This is a genomic window from Rhodoferax sp. GW821-FHT02C08 (assembly GCF_059421805.1).
The window spans coordinates 1-14,749 of record NZ_JBWKVR010000017.1; the positions used below are offsets into that span (position 1 = coordinate 1).

A 14,749-nucleotide genomic window follows, 5' to 3' on the forward strand; every position below is an offset into this window, starting at 1 on the left:
ACTGAACGCCCAAGTGGCCGAAATCGGACCCTGGTAGATGCATGGGCCTATTTTGAAGAGGCTTGTTCAGCGTTGCCCTAATGCATTCACAAATGGCGATTTCGCTGCACCCTCGAAGCTTTACGAGCCTAAATATCCCAATGGTTTGTCGGGCGTTTGGTCAGACAAAAAGTCTCAGCTAACCGGCTCAGCGCTGGGCTCTCTGGCCTCTCGCTTGATGCCCACGGGCCTATCGGCCAGTGGTCCGCCCACGATCACTATCGACTTGGATGTGGGCATCATGAACTTCGGCCAGCACGACATATCTCCGCCGGAATCGGTATGGCGCTTTGCTGGTTTGGTGATCGTCCTAAGCGCGCTTTTGCTGGCTCGTTCCCTGGTGTTTGGAGGCTGACATGGGTGCATTTTTTACCGCCATTCTTGCCAAGTTCACGGCCTTTGCGGCCTGGATTGCATCCTTGGCAAAGGCTGTTTTTGATGCGGGTTGGGACATGCTCAAGGATGGCGCGTCCTGGTTGTTTGAGAGCGTGCTCGACGTTTGCATAACGGCTATCAACTCCCTCGATCTGTCCGGCCTGGATTCCTATACCTCTGCATGGTCCAGCCTGCCCCCTGAGGTGCTGCAGGTCCTGGGCGTCCTCAGGGTAGGGGAGGCCTCCGCAATCATCGTAGCGGCCATCCTGATAAGGCTTGCGCTGCAGTTAATACCCTTCGTAAGGCTTGGATCATGATCAACGGTTTAGAAGGTATTCCCGGCTCTGGCAAGAGCTATGAGGCCACAGTTTTCCACGTCCTGGACTCCCTCAAAAAGGGGCGCAAGGTTATTACTAATTTGCCATTGGATTTGGAGTCCTTCGCGGCCATTGATCCGGCCTATGCGGACTTGATAGAACGCCGCACCCGGCCCATGCCCATCCTGGGCACCTGGGATGCTGACCGTGTGGACGAAAACGGCATCGGGAACGCCTATGTGCTCGCATCGGAAGACATCAGCCACCAGGAGTTCGACCAGGCACAGGCGGCTAAAAAAAGCTCCACCATCTTCGCGGGTGTGTGGGACTACTACAGCACCTGGAAGCATCCGGTGTCGGGTCTCGGCCCCTTGTTCGTCATCGACGAATGCCATGTGGCGATGCCGTCCGACGAAACCGACCCCCAGGTCGTGGAGTGGTTCAAGCTGCACCGCCACTTCAATGCGGACGTGCTCTTGATGACGCAAAGTTTCCGCGACATTAACCAGCCGATCGCCCGCCTCATGGCTATGTTGGTCAAGGTCCGTAAGGCTGACATTTTGGGCAAAAAGGACCACTACATTCGCAAGGTGCACGGCGGCTACCGTGGTGCCTGTATAGCCACCGACGAACGCAAGTACAGGCCGGAAATGTTCCGGCTGTACAAAAGTCACACCCAGGGCAACGCCGTTGCGGAATCCGCAGCTTCTGACGTGTCGCCCTTCATCGTTAAATTTAATCGGTTCAAGTGGGCGTTCATTGTTTTGACGGCCTGCTGTGTGGTGTGGGCCTTCTGGCCTGCCAAGCCTAAACCCAAGCTGCAGCGCATGCCTGGATTGGCATCCAACTACGGCGCGCCCGCCTGGATCAATGCAGAAGACCCTAACGGCCAAGCCAAGGGCATGCGTAGGGCTTTGCCTGCATCGGCTCCACGAGGCCCGGCATCGGCACCGAATGCGCCCGCCATAGTCAAACCATTGGCCGAGGGAGATACTGACCCGTACCCCGAGCCCTACGGCCCCAAGGGCTTGCACATCACCGGCCACATTACCGCCAAGGGCCGTAGCGTCTACAGCCTGGCGGTGTCCCAGGGAATGGCCGTCATCGGCATGGTGACGGATGCCGACTTGGTCAAAGTGGGCTACAGCTTCCAAGGCTTGAGTGACTGCACCGCCGTCATCACCTTTGGCACCAAGAAACGCACCCTGGTGTGCGATTCTCCGGCCCCTTCGCTCTTACCAGGTATGCAGGCCACGGGTAAGGTGATCTGACCGCACCGCAGCCCGGTGCGCGGCTCGGTGGAAGCAACAAGCAAGGCGCAGTGCTGGCGGGGGATCAGGGTTCAGCTAAGACGCAAATGCACGGTGCAGCAGGCCGAGTGTTTGGCGCGTTCTAGTCATCAAAAAGCATGATGAATGCCTAACCGCGTCCTAAATAGCTGTATTTCGCTGACAGTTTGTTTTTTTGCTCGATGGATGAGTTGTTAATTTTTGTAACTTTAAGGGCTACAAAATGATGATTGGTTATGCGCGTGTTTCTACGCGTGAGCAAGAGACGGATTTGCAGTTAGATGCCTTGCATAGGGCAGGTGTGACAGAGATTTACGAAGAAAAAGCTAGCTCTGTGGGCGCACGCCCACAGCTAAGGCGCTGCCTTGCAGCCCTGCGCCCTGGTGATATTTTTGTGATCTACAAACTGGACCGCGTAGCCCGGTCCTTGCCCGATCTGCTCTCCATCCTGGCGCAGATAAAGGTAGCTGGTGCCCTCGTCAAAAGCCTCACTGAGCCGCTGGACACCACCACCGCCATGGGATCATTCGTGATCCAAATACTGGGTGCCGTCGCTGAACTGGAGCGCGGCATCATCCGCGAACGCTCCATAGCGGGCCAACAGGCCGCACGTGAGCGCGGCAACCTACCAGGCCGCACCCGTGCACTCACACCAGACGCAGAAGCCGAAGTTGTGAAGCTCTACGCAACCGGTGAGTACACACAACTGACACTAGCTAAACTTTTCGAGGTGTCCGGCTCTGTCATCAAGCGTGCCATTTATCGGCAGCGCAACCCGGGACATTCCAGCCTGAAATAGCAGCCTTGGGCCGATATCACTCGGTGATACGATTGCTGTTATCGGCCAGGAGCTGACGTTCGAACTGCTACGTCAAAACTCAAATAAATGCATCAAAAGACTGAGATTTCCTACCTGGTTAGCCTGCTCAAAGTATTCGACCTCGACTACGTCAACATGGTCGATGAGTTCCAAATCTCCGGACTGGACGTAAATAACTCAGACGATGTCCGGACGGCTGTTTGTAGACTGATGGTGCCCGAATTCTTGACATACCCGCCCGAAGTGAAGAAGCGTTTGCTTACAAGTCTTCAAATGGTCGTCGGCGACGAGCGGAGACTATCAGAACTGTTCGACCGAATCAGCCTAGCTTTTAAAGATGCTCTTGTCGACAAACAACGCTTCCTGATGACGATTCAAGACGAATTGCGCTCTATCGGTTTTTGACCGTCTGAGCACCCAAAGGTGGGGCGCAGTGGCGCTGCAAAAGTCGGCTTTCGGGAAACGGCAATGTCTCTTGTGGGCCCTAAGCTGTCTTTGGTCGATGGGCAAACCTTCGGTGTTGACATGTTGATTCCCAGGGCTTGCAGAATGAAAAAGGCCCGGTAAACCGGGCCTTGCCATGGACCAGAAGTCTCCGTTTCCGCCAAGATACCCCCTGAGTGCCTAGTGTGCTCAGGGGGGTCTTATTTTTGGGCTGCGAATTGGCGTTCACGGTCCCGCTGATCGATGCGGTGTCCATCTTGATGGAATGGCTTACGGGTTGGCTGGCCAAGTGGCACCAAGTGGGTACCCGCAAGACATTACAGTGCAGCCATGTCCTTACCTGAACACTGTCTTCCTGTTCCGCTTGAAAAAGCTTATCGCCTGCTCAACCACGGCCCTACGGTGCTGGTGTCTTCGGCCTCTGCCGGGCGCAGCAATGTCATGGCGGCGGCTTGGTCCATGCCGCTGGACTTCAGCCCACCCAAGGTCACGGTGGTGATCGACAAGGCTACGCTGACGCGCCAGTTGGTTGAGGCCAGCGGCGTGTTGGCGCTCAATGTACCTTGCCGCGGCATCGCCGCGCAGACGCTGGCCGCGGGTTCCGAGAGTGCGTTGGATGTGCCCGACAAGGTGGCACGCCTGGGTGTCAGCACCTATGCTGCCAGCTTGATCGAGGCACCCCTGGTGCAGGGCTGTGTGGCCTGGCTGGAATGCCGGGTGCTGCCCGAGCCGCACAACCAAAACCAGTACGACCTGTTCATCGCCGAGGTGGTGGCCGCCTGGGCCGACCCGCGGGTGTTCAGCGACGGTCACTGGCATTTCGACGGCGCGCCGGAAGAACTGCGCAGCCTGCACTATGTGGCCGGCGGGCAGTTCTATGTGACGGGCGAGTCGCTGGTAGTGCAAGCCCCTGAAAAGTCTTGAATCTTTTGGGGCTCTGGCGTAGATGAAATCTGCGCTGGATGCTATTGAAAGTGTAGCAAACGTCCTGCTCACAGCTGGCTCATGCCGCCGTCCACGATCAGCTCGGTGCCGACGATGAGGGCCGCCAGGGGCGACGCCAGGTAGACCACGGCGCTGGCCAGCTCCTCGGGCGTGCCGAAGCGCTTCAGCGGCTCTAGCGCAGGTCCCAAGAGAGCCCTGTTTCGCTATATTTTTCAGGTCACGTCAAGCCGAGGTGGCGAACGGAGTTCTGACCGCGCTTGCTGGCGGGCAAACGGATTTCCGACCCCGGTCGGTGTTTAGGCCCAGTGGGCCTTAAAGTCCTGCGCGTACTGTTCCAGACGGATCGGCGCCTTCCCGGTGATGCGTTGCACTGCGTCGGTGGTGCGCTCGGCATAGCCGGTCTTGAAGGCACCCAGGATCGCCAGCAGGAACTCGGCGTAGTCCGTCGGCAGGCCCGCGCCCAGCAGGCCCTGGCGCATTGCGTCTTCGGGAACGTCGGTGTAGCCAATGGTCCGGCCTGCGGCCTTCGACAGGATTGCCGCCACCTGGGTGTGGTCGAACGCCTCGCTGCCGGTCAGGTCGTACGACTGGTTCACGAAGTCGTCGCTGGTCAGCAGCTTGGCGGCCACGGCCGCGACGTCGCGCGTGTCGATGAAGCTGCCCTTCGCGGCGCCCACCGGCAGGAGGATCTGACCTTGGGTCTGGATGCCCTGCAGCCAGAAGGTGTGGAAGTTCTGCATGAACCAGTTGGGGCGGATCACGTTCCAGGCCAGACCCGAACGCTCCAGGTGCAACTCGGCGCGGCGCAGCGGGATGCTGTCGTCGGCGTTGGCACCCATGGCAGACATCAGCAGCACCTTGCGCACACCGGCGGTTTTGGCGGCGTCGATGGCGGGTATCAGCAACTCGTCATGGTTGGAAAAGCCGGAAGGCGCCAACAGGAACAGCTGGTCGGCGCCGGCCAGGGCTGCAGCCAGGCCTTCGCCGGTGGCCAGGTTGAGGTGAACCTCGCCGGCCTGGGTGGGGGTGCGGCTGGTGGCGCGGCGCACGGTCTGGCCCTGGGCGGTGAGCAGGTCAACAAGGGGCGAACCGTTCTGGCCATTGGCGCCGGTCACGAGGGTGGTGGTCATGCAAAATTCCTGTTTGTGGTTGAGAAGGCTCTCAGTGTGTACGGTGCTCGTAAAAATATGAATGCATGAAATTCCACAATTCATGTCTAAACGTCCTAAAATTTCAATGATGGACATACTCTCTGACATCCTGCGTATCGCCGGACTGCGCCGCCGCCTGCTCAACCTGCACGCGCTCGCGCCCGGAACGTCGCTGCGCTTTCCCTGCGACCGCAGCTTCGGCCTGCACGCGGTCACGCGTGGTCGCGCCTTCGTGCACGCGCCCAACCTGGATGCGCCGCTGGAGCTGCAGGCGGGCGATCTGGTGCTGATGGCCCGCGGCTGCGTGCACCAGCTGTCGCTGGACCGCACAACGCCCACGCACAGCACCACCATGATGATCACACCATTCGCAGGCGCTGGTCTGGCAAACGGAGCACCGTCCTCTAGGGCCGGGGCCGACGACAATCCGCGCACCCAGTCCTCCGCGCAAGTCATCAGCGCGGCCTACCAGTTCTGGCACGACCCGCTGCATCCTTTCCTGCGCAGCCTGCCGCCGTGGTTCGTGGTGCGCGGCCACACACTCCCTCCACTCTCAGCCCTGCCCCTGACCCTCGGCCTGCTGGACCGCGAGCTGGGCGAAGAGGGGCTGGGCGCCAGCTCGGCCACCCACGGCCTGCTCGACGCGCTGTTTGCCTTTGCCTTGCGCGAGATTGCACAGCGCCAAAGCCCCAACGGACCGGGCTTGCACCACGCAATCGCCGATCGACCGATCCGCCAGGTACTCACACTCATGCATGGCAACCTCGGCCACGGCTGGACGCTCGAAGAACTGGGCCAGCAGGCCGGCCTGTCGCGTTCGGCGCTGGCCGAGCGCTTTCGCAACGCGCTGGGCGACACGCCGCTGAACCACCTGCGCACGCTGCGCATGCAAAAGGCCATGCAGCTGCTGGCCGACACCCGGCAGCCGCTGGAACAGATCGCGCAGGCCGTGGGCTACCAGGACGCCTTCGGTTTTTCCAAGGTGTTCAAGCGCACCATCGGTCAGTCGCCACGCCAGTTCCGCGAGCAGGACGCCGCAGACCGGCAGAACCCGTACCGGGCCCAGGAGGCCTGATCCGAAGCTCGGACACCAGTGGGGGAACAGTGTCGGCCATCGCGCTCCTGTGGGCACGACATCCCATGCACCGTGACCTTGCCCGCCAGCCCCCAATGCTAATTCGCCTTCATCTACGAAGACGGTGAGCGCTACCTCTGCCCCGAATGCGCCCACGAGTGGATCAAGACTGCGTCGGCCGAGGCCATGGAGGACTATCGCGACTTCTTGCTCAAACACCATCCCCAGCACGCTGCTATCCAATGACCCTTGTGTTGCACTTGGGATTGAATCCGCCCAGTATTTAACTGCGCTGGTAGCTACTTTTTATGTAGCGCGGATAGGCCTTAACCGTTGACCAGCTTGTCGTAGGCAGCCCGGGTTTCGCTGCCCACAGAATCCAGCACCTGGGCATAGGCGGTTTGGTGGCGCACCAGCAGGCGGGCCGAGGCCACGTTTTTCGATTTGCAGAACCAGTGGCAGCTGTGCTGCATCAAGAACAGCTCGGCCGACACGGTGAAGGCCTTGTCGCGCGGCGAGCGCTGGGCTTGGTTGGCCACCGCCCGGGCCAGGCCCTGGGCGTGCAGCTTGAACATGGCGCGCAGGTCGAAGCTGGCCTGCGGCCACCAGCGGCTGGCGTAGGGCAGGCCGGCGGGCAGGGTGCTGACGCGGGCCAGCTCGGGATCCACCTTGGCGAATTCATTGGCGAAGCGCTCGAATTGGCTGCACAGTTGGGCTTCGGTGCTGCCCAGCAGGCCCCAGATCTGGTCGCGCCGCTCGGCGTCTTTTTCGCCCAGCGCGCGCAGATAGCCCTGGGTCAGGGCTTCCATCAGTTTTTCTACCTGGTAGTTGCTGAGGTGGCTGCCCAAAAGCGCGATGCGCTGGCGCTGGTCATAGGCGTTGAGCCCAAAGCCGCCCATGGCGGCCAGAATCGCCAGAGTCAAAAAATCCATGCTGAACCAAGTAAAGGCGTTAGGGGAGGGCTGGAGTGTAGCCACCTAACGCCCCACTTTTGGGCGTAGCCCGCGCTAACTTGGGTTGCAGCCCGCCATGGCCGGCTGCAGGGCCACCGGGCGGCGGTCCAGCCGGGCGGTGTAGGCGGTCAGCCCCAGGGCGCACACGGCCACGCCGGCCGACACCAGGGGCAGGGTTTGCAGCGACCAGCCCAGGTCGATCACCGCGCCACCTAGCCAGGCCCCCAGGGCGTTGCCCAGGTTGAAGGCACCGATGTTTAGCGTCGACGCCAGGCTGGACGCTTCGCCGGCTTGCGACACCACGCGCACCTGCAGCGGCGCACCCACGGCGAACGAAGCCATGCCCCACACCATCAGTGTGATGATGGCCGGCCACAGCCAGGCGCTGGTGTAGGAGAAGGTGGTCAGCACCGCGGCCAGCGCGGCGAAGATGGCCATCAGCGAGGGCATCAGCTTCCAGTCGGCCAGACGGCCGCCCAGCAGGTTGCCTATGGTCAGGCCCACGCCGCACAGCAGCAGCACGCCGCTGACGTTTTGTGGCGCCACGCCGGTGACATCGCGCAGGATGGGTGTGATGTAGGTGAACATGGTGAACAGGCTGGTCGATGCCAGCACGCTCATGCCCAGCGCCAGCCAGACCTGCTTGATGCGCAGTACGCGGAACTCACCCAAGGGGCTGCCCACCAAGGTTTGGCGCAGCACCGGCACCCAGCGCAGCACGGCCAGCGTGGCCAGCACGCCGATCACGGCCACGGCCCAAAAGGTGGAGCGCCAGCCGGTGTGCTGACCCAGCAGCGTGCCCAGCGGCACGCCCAGCACGTTGGCCAGGGTCAGGCCGGCGAACATCAGCGACATGGCCTGGGCCCGCTTGTGCGGCTCTACCACGCTGGCCGCCACCACCGCACCAATGCCGAAGAATGCCGCGTGGCAAAAGGATGTGACCACGCGCGCCACCATCAGCCAGGTGTAGTTGGGGGCCAGCGCGCAGCCCACATTGCCCAGCACGAACAAGGCCATCAACCAGGCCAGCGTGGTCTTGCGCGGCAGGCGCGCGGTGGCCACCGCCAGGATGGGGCCACCCACGGCCACGCCCAGTGCGTAGGCAGAGACCAGCATGCCGGCGGAGGGGATGGACACCGCCAGGTCGGCAGCCACGTCGGGCAGCAGGCCCATGATCACGAATTCGGTGGTGCCAATGCCAAAAGCGGCAACGGCCAGGGCCAGCAAGGGGAGATTCATAGCGTATAGGGGGAGAGCGGTGGGGGCGCAGCCAAGTGCGGGAAAACCCTGTGATTTTAAAAGCGGTGGATAACCTTTGCTCTGCCAGGTCTTGTAGTCAAAAATGCCATTGGCGCAATGGATATAAGCGCAGGTAGCTATTGTTTTAGTAGCGTTTGTGCGGCGCTAGACCGGCGCTGCTAGTATCTGATCGTGCCCAAGCTTGACCCCGCCTCGCCCTTGATCTTCATCATCAATGCCGCATCCGGCCGCAGCGGCGCGGACGCTAAGCGCGCCGTGATCGAGCAGGCCCTGCAGGATGCCGGCCGGCGTGGCGAGTTGCGCTTCACCCGCCCTGCCGACCTACCCCGTGTGGCGCGCGAGGCGGCGGCCCAGGCCCTGGCCACACACTCGGCCGTGGTGGCGGTGGGCGGCGACGGCACCATCAATGCCGTGGCCCAGGCCGCGCACGCCGCTGGCTGCGCCATGGGCGTGGTGCCGCTGGGCACCTTCAACTACTTCGCCCGCACCCATGGCATACCCACCGAGCCGGCGCTGGCCGCGCAGCAGCTGATGCAGGCCCAGCCGGTGCCGGTGCAAGTGGGCACGGTGAACGGCCATGTATTCCTGGTCAACGCCAGCCTGGGCCTGTACCCGGTGCTGCTGGAAGACCGCGAAACCTTCAAGTCACGCTTTGGCCGCAGCCGCTGGATTGCACTGGGCGCCGCCTGTATGACGCTGCTGCGCGTGCACCGCCAGCTGCGCCTGCGCATAGACCAGGGCGGCGTGCTGCGGGATGTGCGCACGCCCACGTTGTTCGTTGGCAATAACCGGCTGCAGCTGGAGCAGGTGGGCCTGCAACTTGGCGAGGGCGGTGGTGAGGGGGCTGGCGCGCAACCGCCGCGCGCTCTGGATGCAGGCAGCGTTGCCGCCGTCATGCTCAAACCCATCAGCACCTGGGCCATGGCGGGCCTGATGCTGCGCGGTGCCCTGGGCACGCTGGGCGAGGCCGACACGGTGGAGAGCTTTGCCTTCTCGCACATGGTGGTCAAGCCCAGACTGCGCAAGATGAAGGTGGCGTTTGACGGCGAGGTCACGCGCATGCGCACGCCGCTGGAATTCCGCGTGGCGCCGCAGCCGCTGTACCTGCTGAAGCCGGTTGCGCCCGATGGCGCTGCCGGTCCTGTATGACACTGCTGCTGCACATTTCGGACACGCACTTCGGCACCGAGCAGGCGCCGGTGGTGGAGGCGCTGGTGGACCTGGCCCGTGCGCAGCCGCCAGACCTGGTGGTGCTGTCGGGCGACATCACCCAGCGCGCGCGTGCGGACCAGTTCCGTGCGGCGCGGGCGCTGCTGGACCGGCTGGGCGCACCGGTGCTGGCCATTCCTGGCAACCACGATATTCCGCTGAGCCTGTGGCAGCGCCTGGTGCAGCCCTATGCGCGGCACAGTGCCGCGTTTGGTGCCGATCTGCAGCCGGTTTTTGCATCGCCCGAGTTACTGGTGGTGGGCGTGAACACCACGCGGCCCTACCGGCATATCGACGGTGCGGTGTCGGCCGCGCAGATCGACCGTGTGGGCCAGTGGCTGGTCGGTGCCACACCGGCACAGCTACGGGTGGTGGTGGTGCACCAGCCGTTGGAAGTGGTGCGCGCGCGCGATGTGGGCGACCGCCTGCATGGCCATGCCGCTGCGCAGAGTGCCTGGGCTAGCGCCGGGGCTGACCTGGTGCTGGGTGGCCACATCCATCTGCCCTATGTGGCGCCGCTGGCCGGCCTGGCGCGGGCGATGTGGGTGGTGCAGGCCGGCACGGCCGTGTCGTCGCGGGTGCGGGCGGGTGTGCCCAATTCGGTGAACTTGCTGCGCTGGTCGCCCCTCCAAGCCCGCTGCGCGGTGGAGCAATGGGATTACGCCGCAGCCAGCGCCGCATTCGTGTGTGCCAAGACCTATTCCCTGCAAGTAGACAGAGAAAGAAACCTCCATGCCGAATGATGCAGAGCCGTTGCTAGCCTGGGCCCAGCAAGCCGGTGCCCACGCCGTGCCGCTGTACGCCGGCTTGCTGCTGCTCTTGTTGCTGCTGTGCGGCACCAGCTGGTGGCTGCTGCGGCGCTACCACGTGCCGCGTGAAGAAAGCAGCCTGCCGCCATCGCTCTACCTGGCCGTGCGCCTGGCCGGGGGCTTTGCGGTGATCGTGGCGGCCGCCTGGGTGTTTGCCGAGCTGGCCGAGGCCCTGGGTGCCGATGCCGGCCTGGGCCTGGCCGACCAGGCACTGGCCGATAGTTTGCGCCTGCACCTGCCCGCCGCTGTGGCCCAGGCCGCCGCCTGGCTCACGGTGCTGGCGAATACCGAAACCCTGGTGGCGATCTGCGTGCTGGTGGCGGCCGCGCTGGTGTGGCGCGGACGGCGTTGGCTGGCCCTGGGCTGGGTACTGGCGGTGGCCGGCAACGGCGCGCTGAACACCACGCTGAAACAGATCTTCGCCCGCGTGCGGCCGCTGCACGAGGACGGCCTGGTGATGGCCCAGGGCTACAGCTTCCCCAGCGGCCACAGCTCGGGTTCGGTGGTGGTCTACGGCATGCTGGCCTATGTGCTGGCGCGCTTTCTGCCCAGCCGCTGGCACCTGCCCCTGGTGCTGGCGGCCGCGGCGCTGGCTTTCAGCATAGGCACCAGCCGGGTGTTTTTGCGGGTGCACTTTGCCAGCGACGTGCTGGCCGGCTTTGCATCTGGCACGGCCTGGTTGGCGGTGTGCATTGCCAGCGTTGAGTTGACCAAGTGGTACCGGCGCCGCAAGCCAGGCTGACTTTTTAGCCTTTTGGCCTGATTCGATACTTGGCTCAGACACACCACCAGAACCGTTCGCCCTGAGCCTGTCGAAGGGCTTGCTAATAGAGCCCTTCGACAGGCTCAGGGCGAACGGGGTCTTTAATGTGCGTGGTTGCGATCTGAGGCAGGTAGATATTCAGGCCTTTTGGGCCTGTGCCGCTGGTGGAATCTGCGCTGCAAGCTCTCTTTTTCATAGCATTTCATCGGGGGCAAACGGCGCCATCAGCGTGGTGAAGAATTGCAGGCCCAGGCTGGCGTCTGGCTCGCTGCGGGCATCAGAGAACGTGGCCCCGGGCGGCGCACGCCATAGCAGCCGCTGGTCCTGCAGTTCGACGTGGTAAGCACCATGGGCCAGCGTGGGCTCGACCAGGCGCGTGGCTTCGGCGGAGATGGCGCTGCTGCGGACGATGATGGCCACCTCGCTGTTTTGCAACTGCGAGCGCAGGTCCAGGTTCATCGAGCCCACCACCAGCCAGCTGTCGTCCACCACCACCATCTTGGAATGCAGGCTGGCGCGTGTACCGCTGTTGCCGCTGCCCAGGGCTGTGGTCCCCAGGCGGCGGAACGTGCCCTTTTGCTCGGCCCGCATTTCATACAGCGCGATGCCCAGGCCGAGCAGGGCCTTGCGGTAGCGCGCATAGCCCACATGGGCGGCGGGCGCGTCGGTCGAGGCCAGTGAATTGGTCAGCACACGTATTTGCACGCCGCGCCGGCGCAGGTCGGCAAAGGCCTTGAGCATGCGCTCGCCGGGCACGAAGTAGGGCGACACGATCAGCAGCGTGCGCTGGGCCTGCCCCATCAGCTGCAGCAGCCCATCGACCGCGGTGTCCTGCTGGGCATCGGTGGTGTCGGCGTCGGCCGCGATCTTGGAAGGCTTGTCCACCAGCAGCGCAGACGGCGCCCAGGTCCAGCGGAAGCTGCCGAGGTCCATGGTCCCGGGCAATGCGGGCGGGGCGGATGCCGCATCTGCGGATACGGGCTCTGGCGGGGGCTTCAGGGCCTCAATTTCCTGCACCGTCATCAGCGATTCCACGGGGTAGGCCAGCGGGTTGTTCCAGTACTGGTCGAAGCTGCGCGAGAGTTCGCGGGCCATGCGGCCTGCTGCCAGCATGTCGATGTCGATGAAGTTGCTGTCCTGGCTCTGGCCGAAATAGGTTTCGCCCAGGTTGCGCCCGCCGGTGATGGCCACCGCGTTGTCGGCCACCAGCATCTTGTTGTGCATGCGCCGCTGCATGCGCGCCGTGTCCTTCAGGTTGCTCAGCACCCGCAGCGCCATGGAGCCGCGCCCTCCCGGCAACGGGTTGAACAGGCGCAGGTCGATGTTCCTTTCAAACGCCAGCTTGAGCACCTGGGTGTTCTTGCCCGAGGTGTTGAAGTCGTCCAGCAGGATGCGGACGCGTACACCCCGGTGCGCGGCATCGCGCAGTGCAGCCAACAGGCGCTCGGTGGTGTCGTCGGCAAAGATGGCGTAGTACTGCAGGTCCAGCGTTTTTTGCGCCGCCTGGATCAGCGCCATGCGGCTGCTGAAGGCCTGCTGGGCATCGCCCACCAGGGCAAAACCCGAGTCGTTGCGTGTGCCCGCCTGCTGCGCCCGCGCGGCCACCAGCGCGCCCAGCCGCGTGTCTTCGGGTTGGGCCAGGGCCGTGGACACCGGCCGGTCTACCGTGCTGGGCAGCGATGCGCAGCCTGTCAGTACCGCGCAGATCAGCGCCCCGGCCCAGCGCAGCAGGGCTGTGGTCAGAGGGAGGTGAAGGCGCTGGGACGGCATGGTGCGACCCACTGTAGCGGAAAGCGCCGCCGGCGTACCGTGCCGTTACGATTTGATAAGAACAGGCTGCTGACGCAGATTCTGTCTGCGTCAGCAGCTATGGTTTCAATAGCTAGAACGCGACGCCGGCTACCAAGATGATGTTGGCGTAGGGTGTGCATTCGCCGGTGCGCACCATGGCACGGGCCTGGCCGCAGAGCTTTTTGAAGTCCGCGTGGCTGAGGTTGGCCGGTTTGGTGGGCAACTGGTCGGCACACCAGGCGGGCAGTTGGCGTTCGTCGCCGACCAGGGCCTCGGTGGCGATGATGCTGGCCTCTACCTGCAGCTCGCTCAGCACGGCTTTCAACACTTCTTGCAGTCCCGGCGTGCCGGGGCAGACGGCAAGGTCGATGCGCTGCGGAGCGCCGGGGCCAAGGGGGATGGGCAGGCCGGCGTCGCCCAGCACCAGCATGTCGCCATGGCCCATGCTGGCAATGACTTGGGAAAGTTCTGCGTGGAGGAGGGTGGTACGTTTCATTGTTTTGAATAGGGTGCGGTGGACGCGCGCACGGTCAGCGTGGGCTGCAAAAGAACTTGTTTGGCATCCAGCCGCCCACCCTGTATGCGTTCCAGCAGCATGTCCACGGCCAGCATGCCGATGCGCTGCTTGGGCTGGACGATGGTGGTCAGTGGTGGGCTGGTGAAGCGCGCCAGCTCGATGTCGTCGAAGCCGACCAGCGACAGGTCCTGCGGTACGCGCACCCCGGCCTCGTGGGCGGCGCTGAGCGCGCCTATGCCCATGAGGTCGTTACAGACGAACACGGCGCTGGGTGGCTGGGACGATTGCAGAATCGCCTGCATGGCGCTAAAGCCGCCCTGGCTGGTGAAGTCGCTGTGCCACAGCAAGTCGCGGGCCTCTTCCGCCAGGCCGGCTGCGGCCAGCGCATTGCGCCAGCCCTGGATGCGCTGCGCGCTGGAGCTCAGGTCGGCCGGCCCACCAATGCAGGCAATGCGCCGGTGGCCTAGCTGCAGCAGGTGTTCGGCGGCCATCTGGCCGCCTTGCACGTGGGCGGTTTCCACCAGGTCGCAGTGCACATGGGTGAGCTCGCGGTCGAGCAGCACGGTGGGTGTGGTCAGGCCTTGCAGTAGCTGCAGCAGGTCGCTGTCTTCACCGGTGGAGATGATGATGAGTCCGTCCACCCGTTTCTCGGCCAGCACTTGCAGGTAGACGCTTTGGCGGTGCGGCTCGTCGTCGGTGTTGCACAGTATCAGCGTGTAGCCGCTGGCAAAGCAGTGGTCTTCCACCGCGCGCACGATCTCGGCAAAGTAGGGGTTGGAGCAGTTGGGGATCAGCATCCCCAGCGTTTTGGTGGTGTTGCTCTTCAGGCTGCGGGCCACCGCGCTGGGTACATAGCCCAGCGCGCGGATCGCGGCTTCCACGTCCTGCCGCGCCTTGTCGCTGACAAAGCGGGTGCGGTTCACCACATGGGAGACGGTGGAGATGGATACGTTGGCGTGGCGCGCAACGTCTTTGATAGAGGCCATGCCGAA

At 63.5% G+C, this 14,749-nt stretch carries 17 protein-coding genes; 10 read left to right on the forward strand and 7 right to left on the reverse strand.

Features of this window, described 5'->3' with window-relative positions; translation table 11 throughout:
* Nucleotides 1-217 precede the first annotated feature (217 nt).
* The 6 genes from AC07VY_RS18705 to AC07VY_RS18730 all read left to right on the forward strand — a co-directional run bounded on the left by AC07VY_RS18705 (nucleotide 218) and on the right by AC07VY_RS18730 (nucleotide 4,208).
* Nucleotides 218-394, forward strand: a complete 177-nt coding sequence (locus AC07VY_RS18705) for a hypothetical protein (protein WP_495098778.1) — start codon at nucleotides 218-220, stop codon at nucleotides 392-394.
* A gap of 1 nt (nucleotide 395) precedes the next feature.
* The gene (locus tag AC07VY_RS18710; protein ID WP_495098779.1) at nucleotides 396-731 is read left to right on the forward strand and encodes a DUF2523 family protein; all 336 of its coding nucleotides are present in this window, start codon (nucleotides 396-398) and stop codon (nucleotides 729-731) included.
* Nucleotides 728-2,002 carry a zonular occludens toxin domain-containing protein gene (locus AC07VY_RS18715; RefSeq protein ID WP_495098780.1) on the forward strand — a complete coding sequence of 425 codons (1,275 nt, stop codon included), beginning with the start codon at nucleotides 728-730 and terminating at the stop codon, nucleotides 2,000-2,002. Before AC07VY_RS18710 ends, AC07VY_RS18715 begins: the two co-directional genes overlap by 4 nt.
* A 241-nt stretch (nucleotides 2,003-2,243) precedes the next feature.
* On the forward strand, nucleotides 2,244-2,819 hold the full coding sequence (locus AC07VY_RS18720) for a recombinase family protein (protein ID WP_495111361.1): 576 nt from the start codon (nucleotides 2,244-2,246) through the stop codon (nucleotides 2,817-2,819).
* Between the two features lie 87 nt (nucleotides 2,820-2,906).
* Nucleotides 2,907-3,245, forward strand: coding sequence for a hypothetical protein (locus tag AC07VY_RS18725; protein ID WP_495098782.1), 339 nt, complete (start codon nucleotides 2,907-2,909; stop codon nucleotides 3,243-3,245).
* A gap of 369 nt (nucleotides 3,246-3,614) precedes the next feature.
* A complete protein-coding gene (locus AC07VY_RS18730) occupies nucleotides 3,615-4,208 on the forward strand; it encodes a flavin reductase family protein (protein WP_495098783.1) in 594 nt (197 codons plus the stop codon).
* Nucleotides 4,209-4,276: 68 nt separating this feature from the next.
* Here AC07VY_RS18730 and AC07VY_RS18735 read toward each other — a convergent pair whose 3' ends face one another.
* A complete protein-coding gene (locus tag AC07VY_RS18735; RefSeq protein ID WP_495098784.1) occupies nucleotides 4,277-4,417 on the reverse strand; it encodes an SDR family oxidoreductase in 141 nt (46 codons plus the stop codon).
* Between the two features lie 108 nt (nucleotides 4,418-4,525).
* Nucleotides 4,526-5,359 (reverse strand): NAD(P)H-binding protein, encoded by an 834-nt coding sequence (locus tag AC07VY_RS18740; RefSeq protein WP_495098785.1) that lies wholly within the window; start codon nucleotides 5,357-5,359, stop codon nucleotides 4,526-4,528.
* A gap of 109 nt (nucleotides 5,360-5,468) precedes the next feature.
* Here AC07VY_RS18740 and AC07VY_RS18745 point away from each other — a divergent pair, with 109 nt between their 5' ends.
* On the forward strand, nucleotides 5,469-6,455 hold the full coding sequence (locus AC07VY_RS18745; RefSeq protein WP_495098786.1) for an AraC family transcriptional regulator: 987 nt from the start codon (nucleotides 5,469-5,471) through the stop codon (nucleotides 6,453-6,455).
* 326 nt (nucleotides 6,456-6,781) lie between these two features.
* Here the strand turns inward: AC07VY_RS18745 and AC07VY_RS18750 are convergent, their stop codons facing one another.
* Nucleotides 6,782-7,387 carry a hypothetical protein gene (locus AC07VY_RS18750; protein WP_495098787.1) on the reverse strand — a complete coding sequence of 202 codons (606 nt, stop codon included), beginning with the start codon at nucleotides 7,385-7,387 and terminating at the stop codon, nucleotides 6,782-6,784.
* 75 nt (nucleotides 7,388-7,462) lie between these two features.
* Nucleotides 7,463-8,647, reverse strand: a complete 1,185-nt coding sequence (locus tag AC07VY_RS18755) for an MFS transporter (RefSeq protein WP_495098788.1) — start codon at nucleotides 8,645-8,647, stop codon at nucleotides 7,463-7,465.
* 192 nt (nucleotides 8,648-8,839) lie between these two features.
* Between AC07VY_RS18755 and AC07VY_RS18760 the strand changes: the two genes are divergently transcribed.
* The 3 genes from AC07VY_RS18760 to AC07VY_RS18770 are packed head-to-tail and all read left to right on the forward strand — an operon-like array spanning nucleotide 8,840 to nucleotide 11,428.
* Nucleotides 8,840-9,817 (forward strand): diacylglycerol/lipid kinase family protein, encoded by a 978-nt coding sequence (locus AC07VY_RS18760; RefSeq protein WP_495098789.1) that lies wholly within the window; start codon nucleotides 8,840-8,842, stop codon nucleotides 9,815-9,817.
* A complete protein-coding gene (locus AC07VY_RS18765; protein WP_495098790.1) occupies nucleotides 9,814-10,620 on the forward strand; it encodes a metallophosphoesterase family protein in 807 nt (268 codons plus the stop codon). Before AC07VY_RS18760 ends, AC07VY_RS18765 begins: the two co-directional genes overlap by 4 nt.
* Nucleotides 10,610-11,428, forward strand: a complete 819-nt coding sequence (locus AC07VY_RS18770; RefSeq protein WP_495098791.1) for a phosphatase PAP2 family protein — start codon at nucleotides 10,610-10,612, stop codon at nucleotides 11,426-11,428. The genes AC07VY_RS18765 and AC07VY_RS18770 overlap by 11 nt, the downstream gene beginning before the upstream one ends.
* 213 nt (nucleotides 11,429-11,641) lie before the next feature.
* On the opposite strand, the gene AC07VY_RS18775 is transcribed toward AC07VY_RS18770, so the two are convergent.
* The 3 genes from AC07VY_RS18775 to AC07VY_RS18785 form a co-directional block, all read right to left on the reverse strand.
* The gene (locus tag AC07VY_RS18775; RefSeq protein ID WP_495098792.1) at nucleotides 11,642-13,219 is read right to left on the reverse strand and encodes a phospholipase D-like domain-containing protein; all 1,578 of its coding nucleotides are present in this window, start codon (nucleotides 13,217-13,219) and stop codon (nucleotides 11,642-11,644) included.
* A gap of 112 nt (nucleotides 13,220-13,331) precedes the next feature.
* Nucleotides 13,332-13,736 carry a D-ribose pyranase gene (gene rbsD / locus AC07VY_RS18780; RefSeq protein WP_495098793.1) on the reverse strand — a complete coding sequence of 135 codons (405 nt, stop codon included), beginning with the start codon at nucleotides 13,734-13,736 and terminating at the stop codon, nucleotides 13,332-13,334.
* Nucleotides 13,733-14,743 carry a LacI family DNA-binding transcriptional regulator gene (locus tag AC07VY_RS18785; protein ID WP_495077415.1) on the reverse strand — a complete coding sequence of 337 codons (1,011 nt, stop codon included), beginning with the start codon at nucleotides 14,741-14,743 and terminating at the stop codon, nucleotides 13,733-13,735. Before AC07VY_RS18785 ends, rbsD begins: the two co-directional genes overlap by 4 nt.
* Nucleotides 14,744-14,749: the final 6 nt, after the last annotated feature.

Excerpts from the sequence above, each read along its gene's own strand:
- AC07VY_RS18705 (WP_495098778.1), top strand. The coding sequence starts at position 218 with ATGCCCACGGGCCTATCGGCCAGTGGTCCGCCCACGATCACTATCGAC.
- AC07VY_RS18710 (WP_495098779.1), top strand. The coding sequence starts at position 396 with ATGGGTGCATTTTTTACCGCCATTCTTGCCAAGTTCACGGCCTTTGCG.
- AC07VY_RS18715 (WP_495098780.1), top strand. The coding sequence starts at position 728 with ATGATCAACGGTTTAGAAGGTATTCCCGGCTCTGGCAAGAGCTATGAG.
- AC07VY_RS18720 (WP_495111361.1), top strand. The coding sequence starts at position 2,244 with ATGATGATTGGTTATGCGCGTGTTTCTACGCGTGAGCAAGAGACGGAT.
- AC07VY_RS18725 (WP_495098782.1), top strand. The coding sequence starts at position 2,907 with ATGCATCAAAAGACTGAGATTTCCTACCTGGTTAGCCTGCTCAAAGTA.
- AC07VY_RS18730 (WP_495098783.1), top strand. The coding sequence starts at position 3,615 with ATGTCCTTACCTGAACACTGTCTTCCTGTTCCGCTTGAAAAAGCTTAT.
- AC07VY_RS18740 (WP_495098785.1), bottom strand. The coding sequence starts at position 5,359 with ATGACCACCACCCTCGTGACCGGCGCCAATGGCCAGAACGGTTCGCCC.
- AC07VY_RS18745 (WP_495098786.1), top strand. The coding sequence starts at position 5,469 with ATGGACATACTCTCTGACATCCTGCGTATCGCCGGACTGCGCCGCCGC.
- AC07VY_RS18750 (WP_495098787.1), bottom strand. The coding sequence starts at position 7,387 with ATGGATTTTTTGACTCTGGCGATTCTGGCCGCCATGGGCGGCTTTGGG.
- AC07VY_RS18755 (WP_495098788.1), bottom strand. The coding sequence starts at position 8,647 with ATGAATCTCCCCTTGCTGGCCCTGGCCGTTGCCGCTTTTGGCATTGGC.
- AC07VY_RS18765 (WP_495098790.1), top strand. The coding sequence starts at position 9,814 with ATGACACTGCTGCTGCACATTTCGGACACGCACTTCGGCACCGAGCAG.
- AC07VY_RS18770 (WP_495098791.1), top strand. The coding sequence starts at position 10,610 with ATGCCGAATGATGCAGAGCCGTTGCTAGCCTGGGCCCAGCAAGCCGGT.
- AC07VY_RS18775 (WP_495098792.1), bottom strand. The coding sequence starts at position 13,219 with ATGCCGTCCCAGCGCCTTCACCTCCCTCTGACCACAGCCCTGCTGCGC.
- rbsD (WP_495098793.1), bottom strand. The coding sequence starts at position 13,736 with ATGAAACGTACCACCCTCCTCCACGCAGAACTTTCCCAAGTCATTGCC.
- AC07VY_RS18785 (WP_495077415.1), bottom strand. The coding sequence starts at position 14,743 with ATGGCCTCTATCAAAGACGTTGCGCGCCACGCCAACGTATCCATCTCC.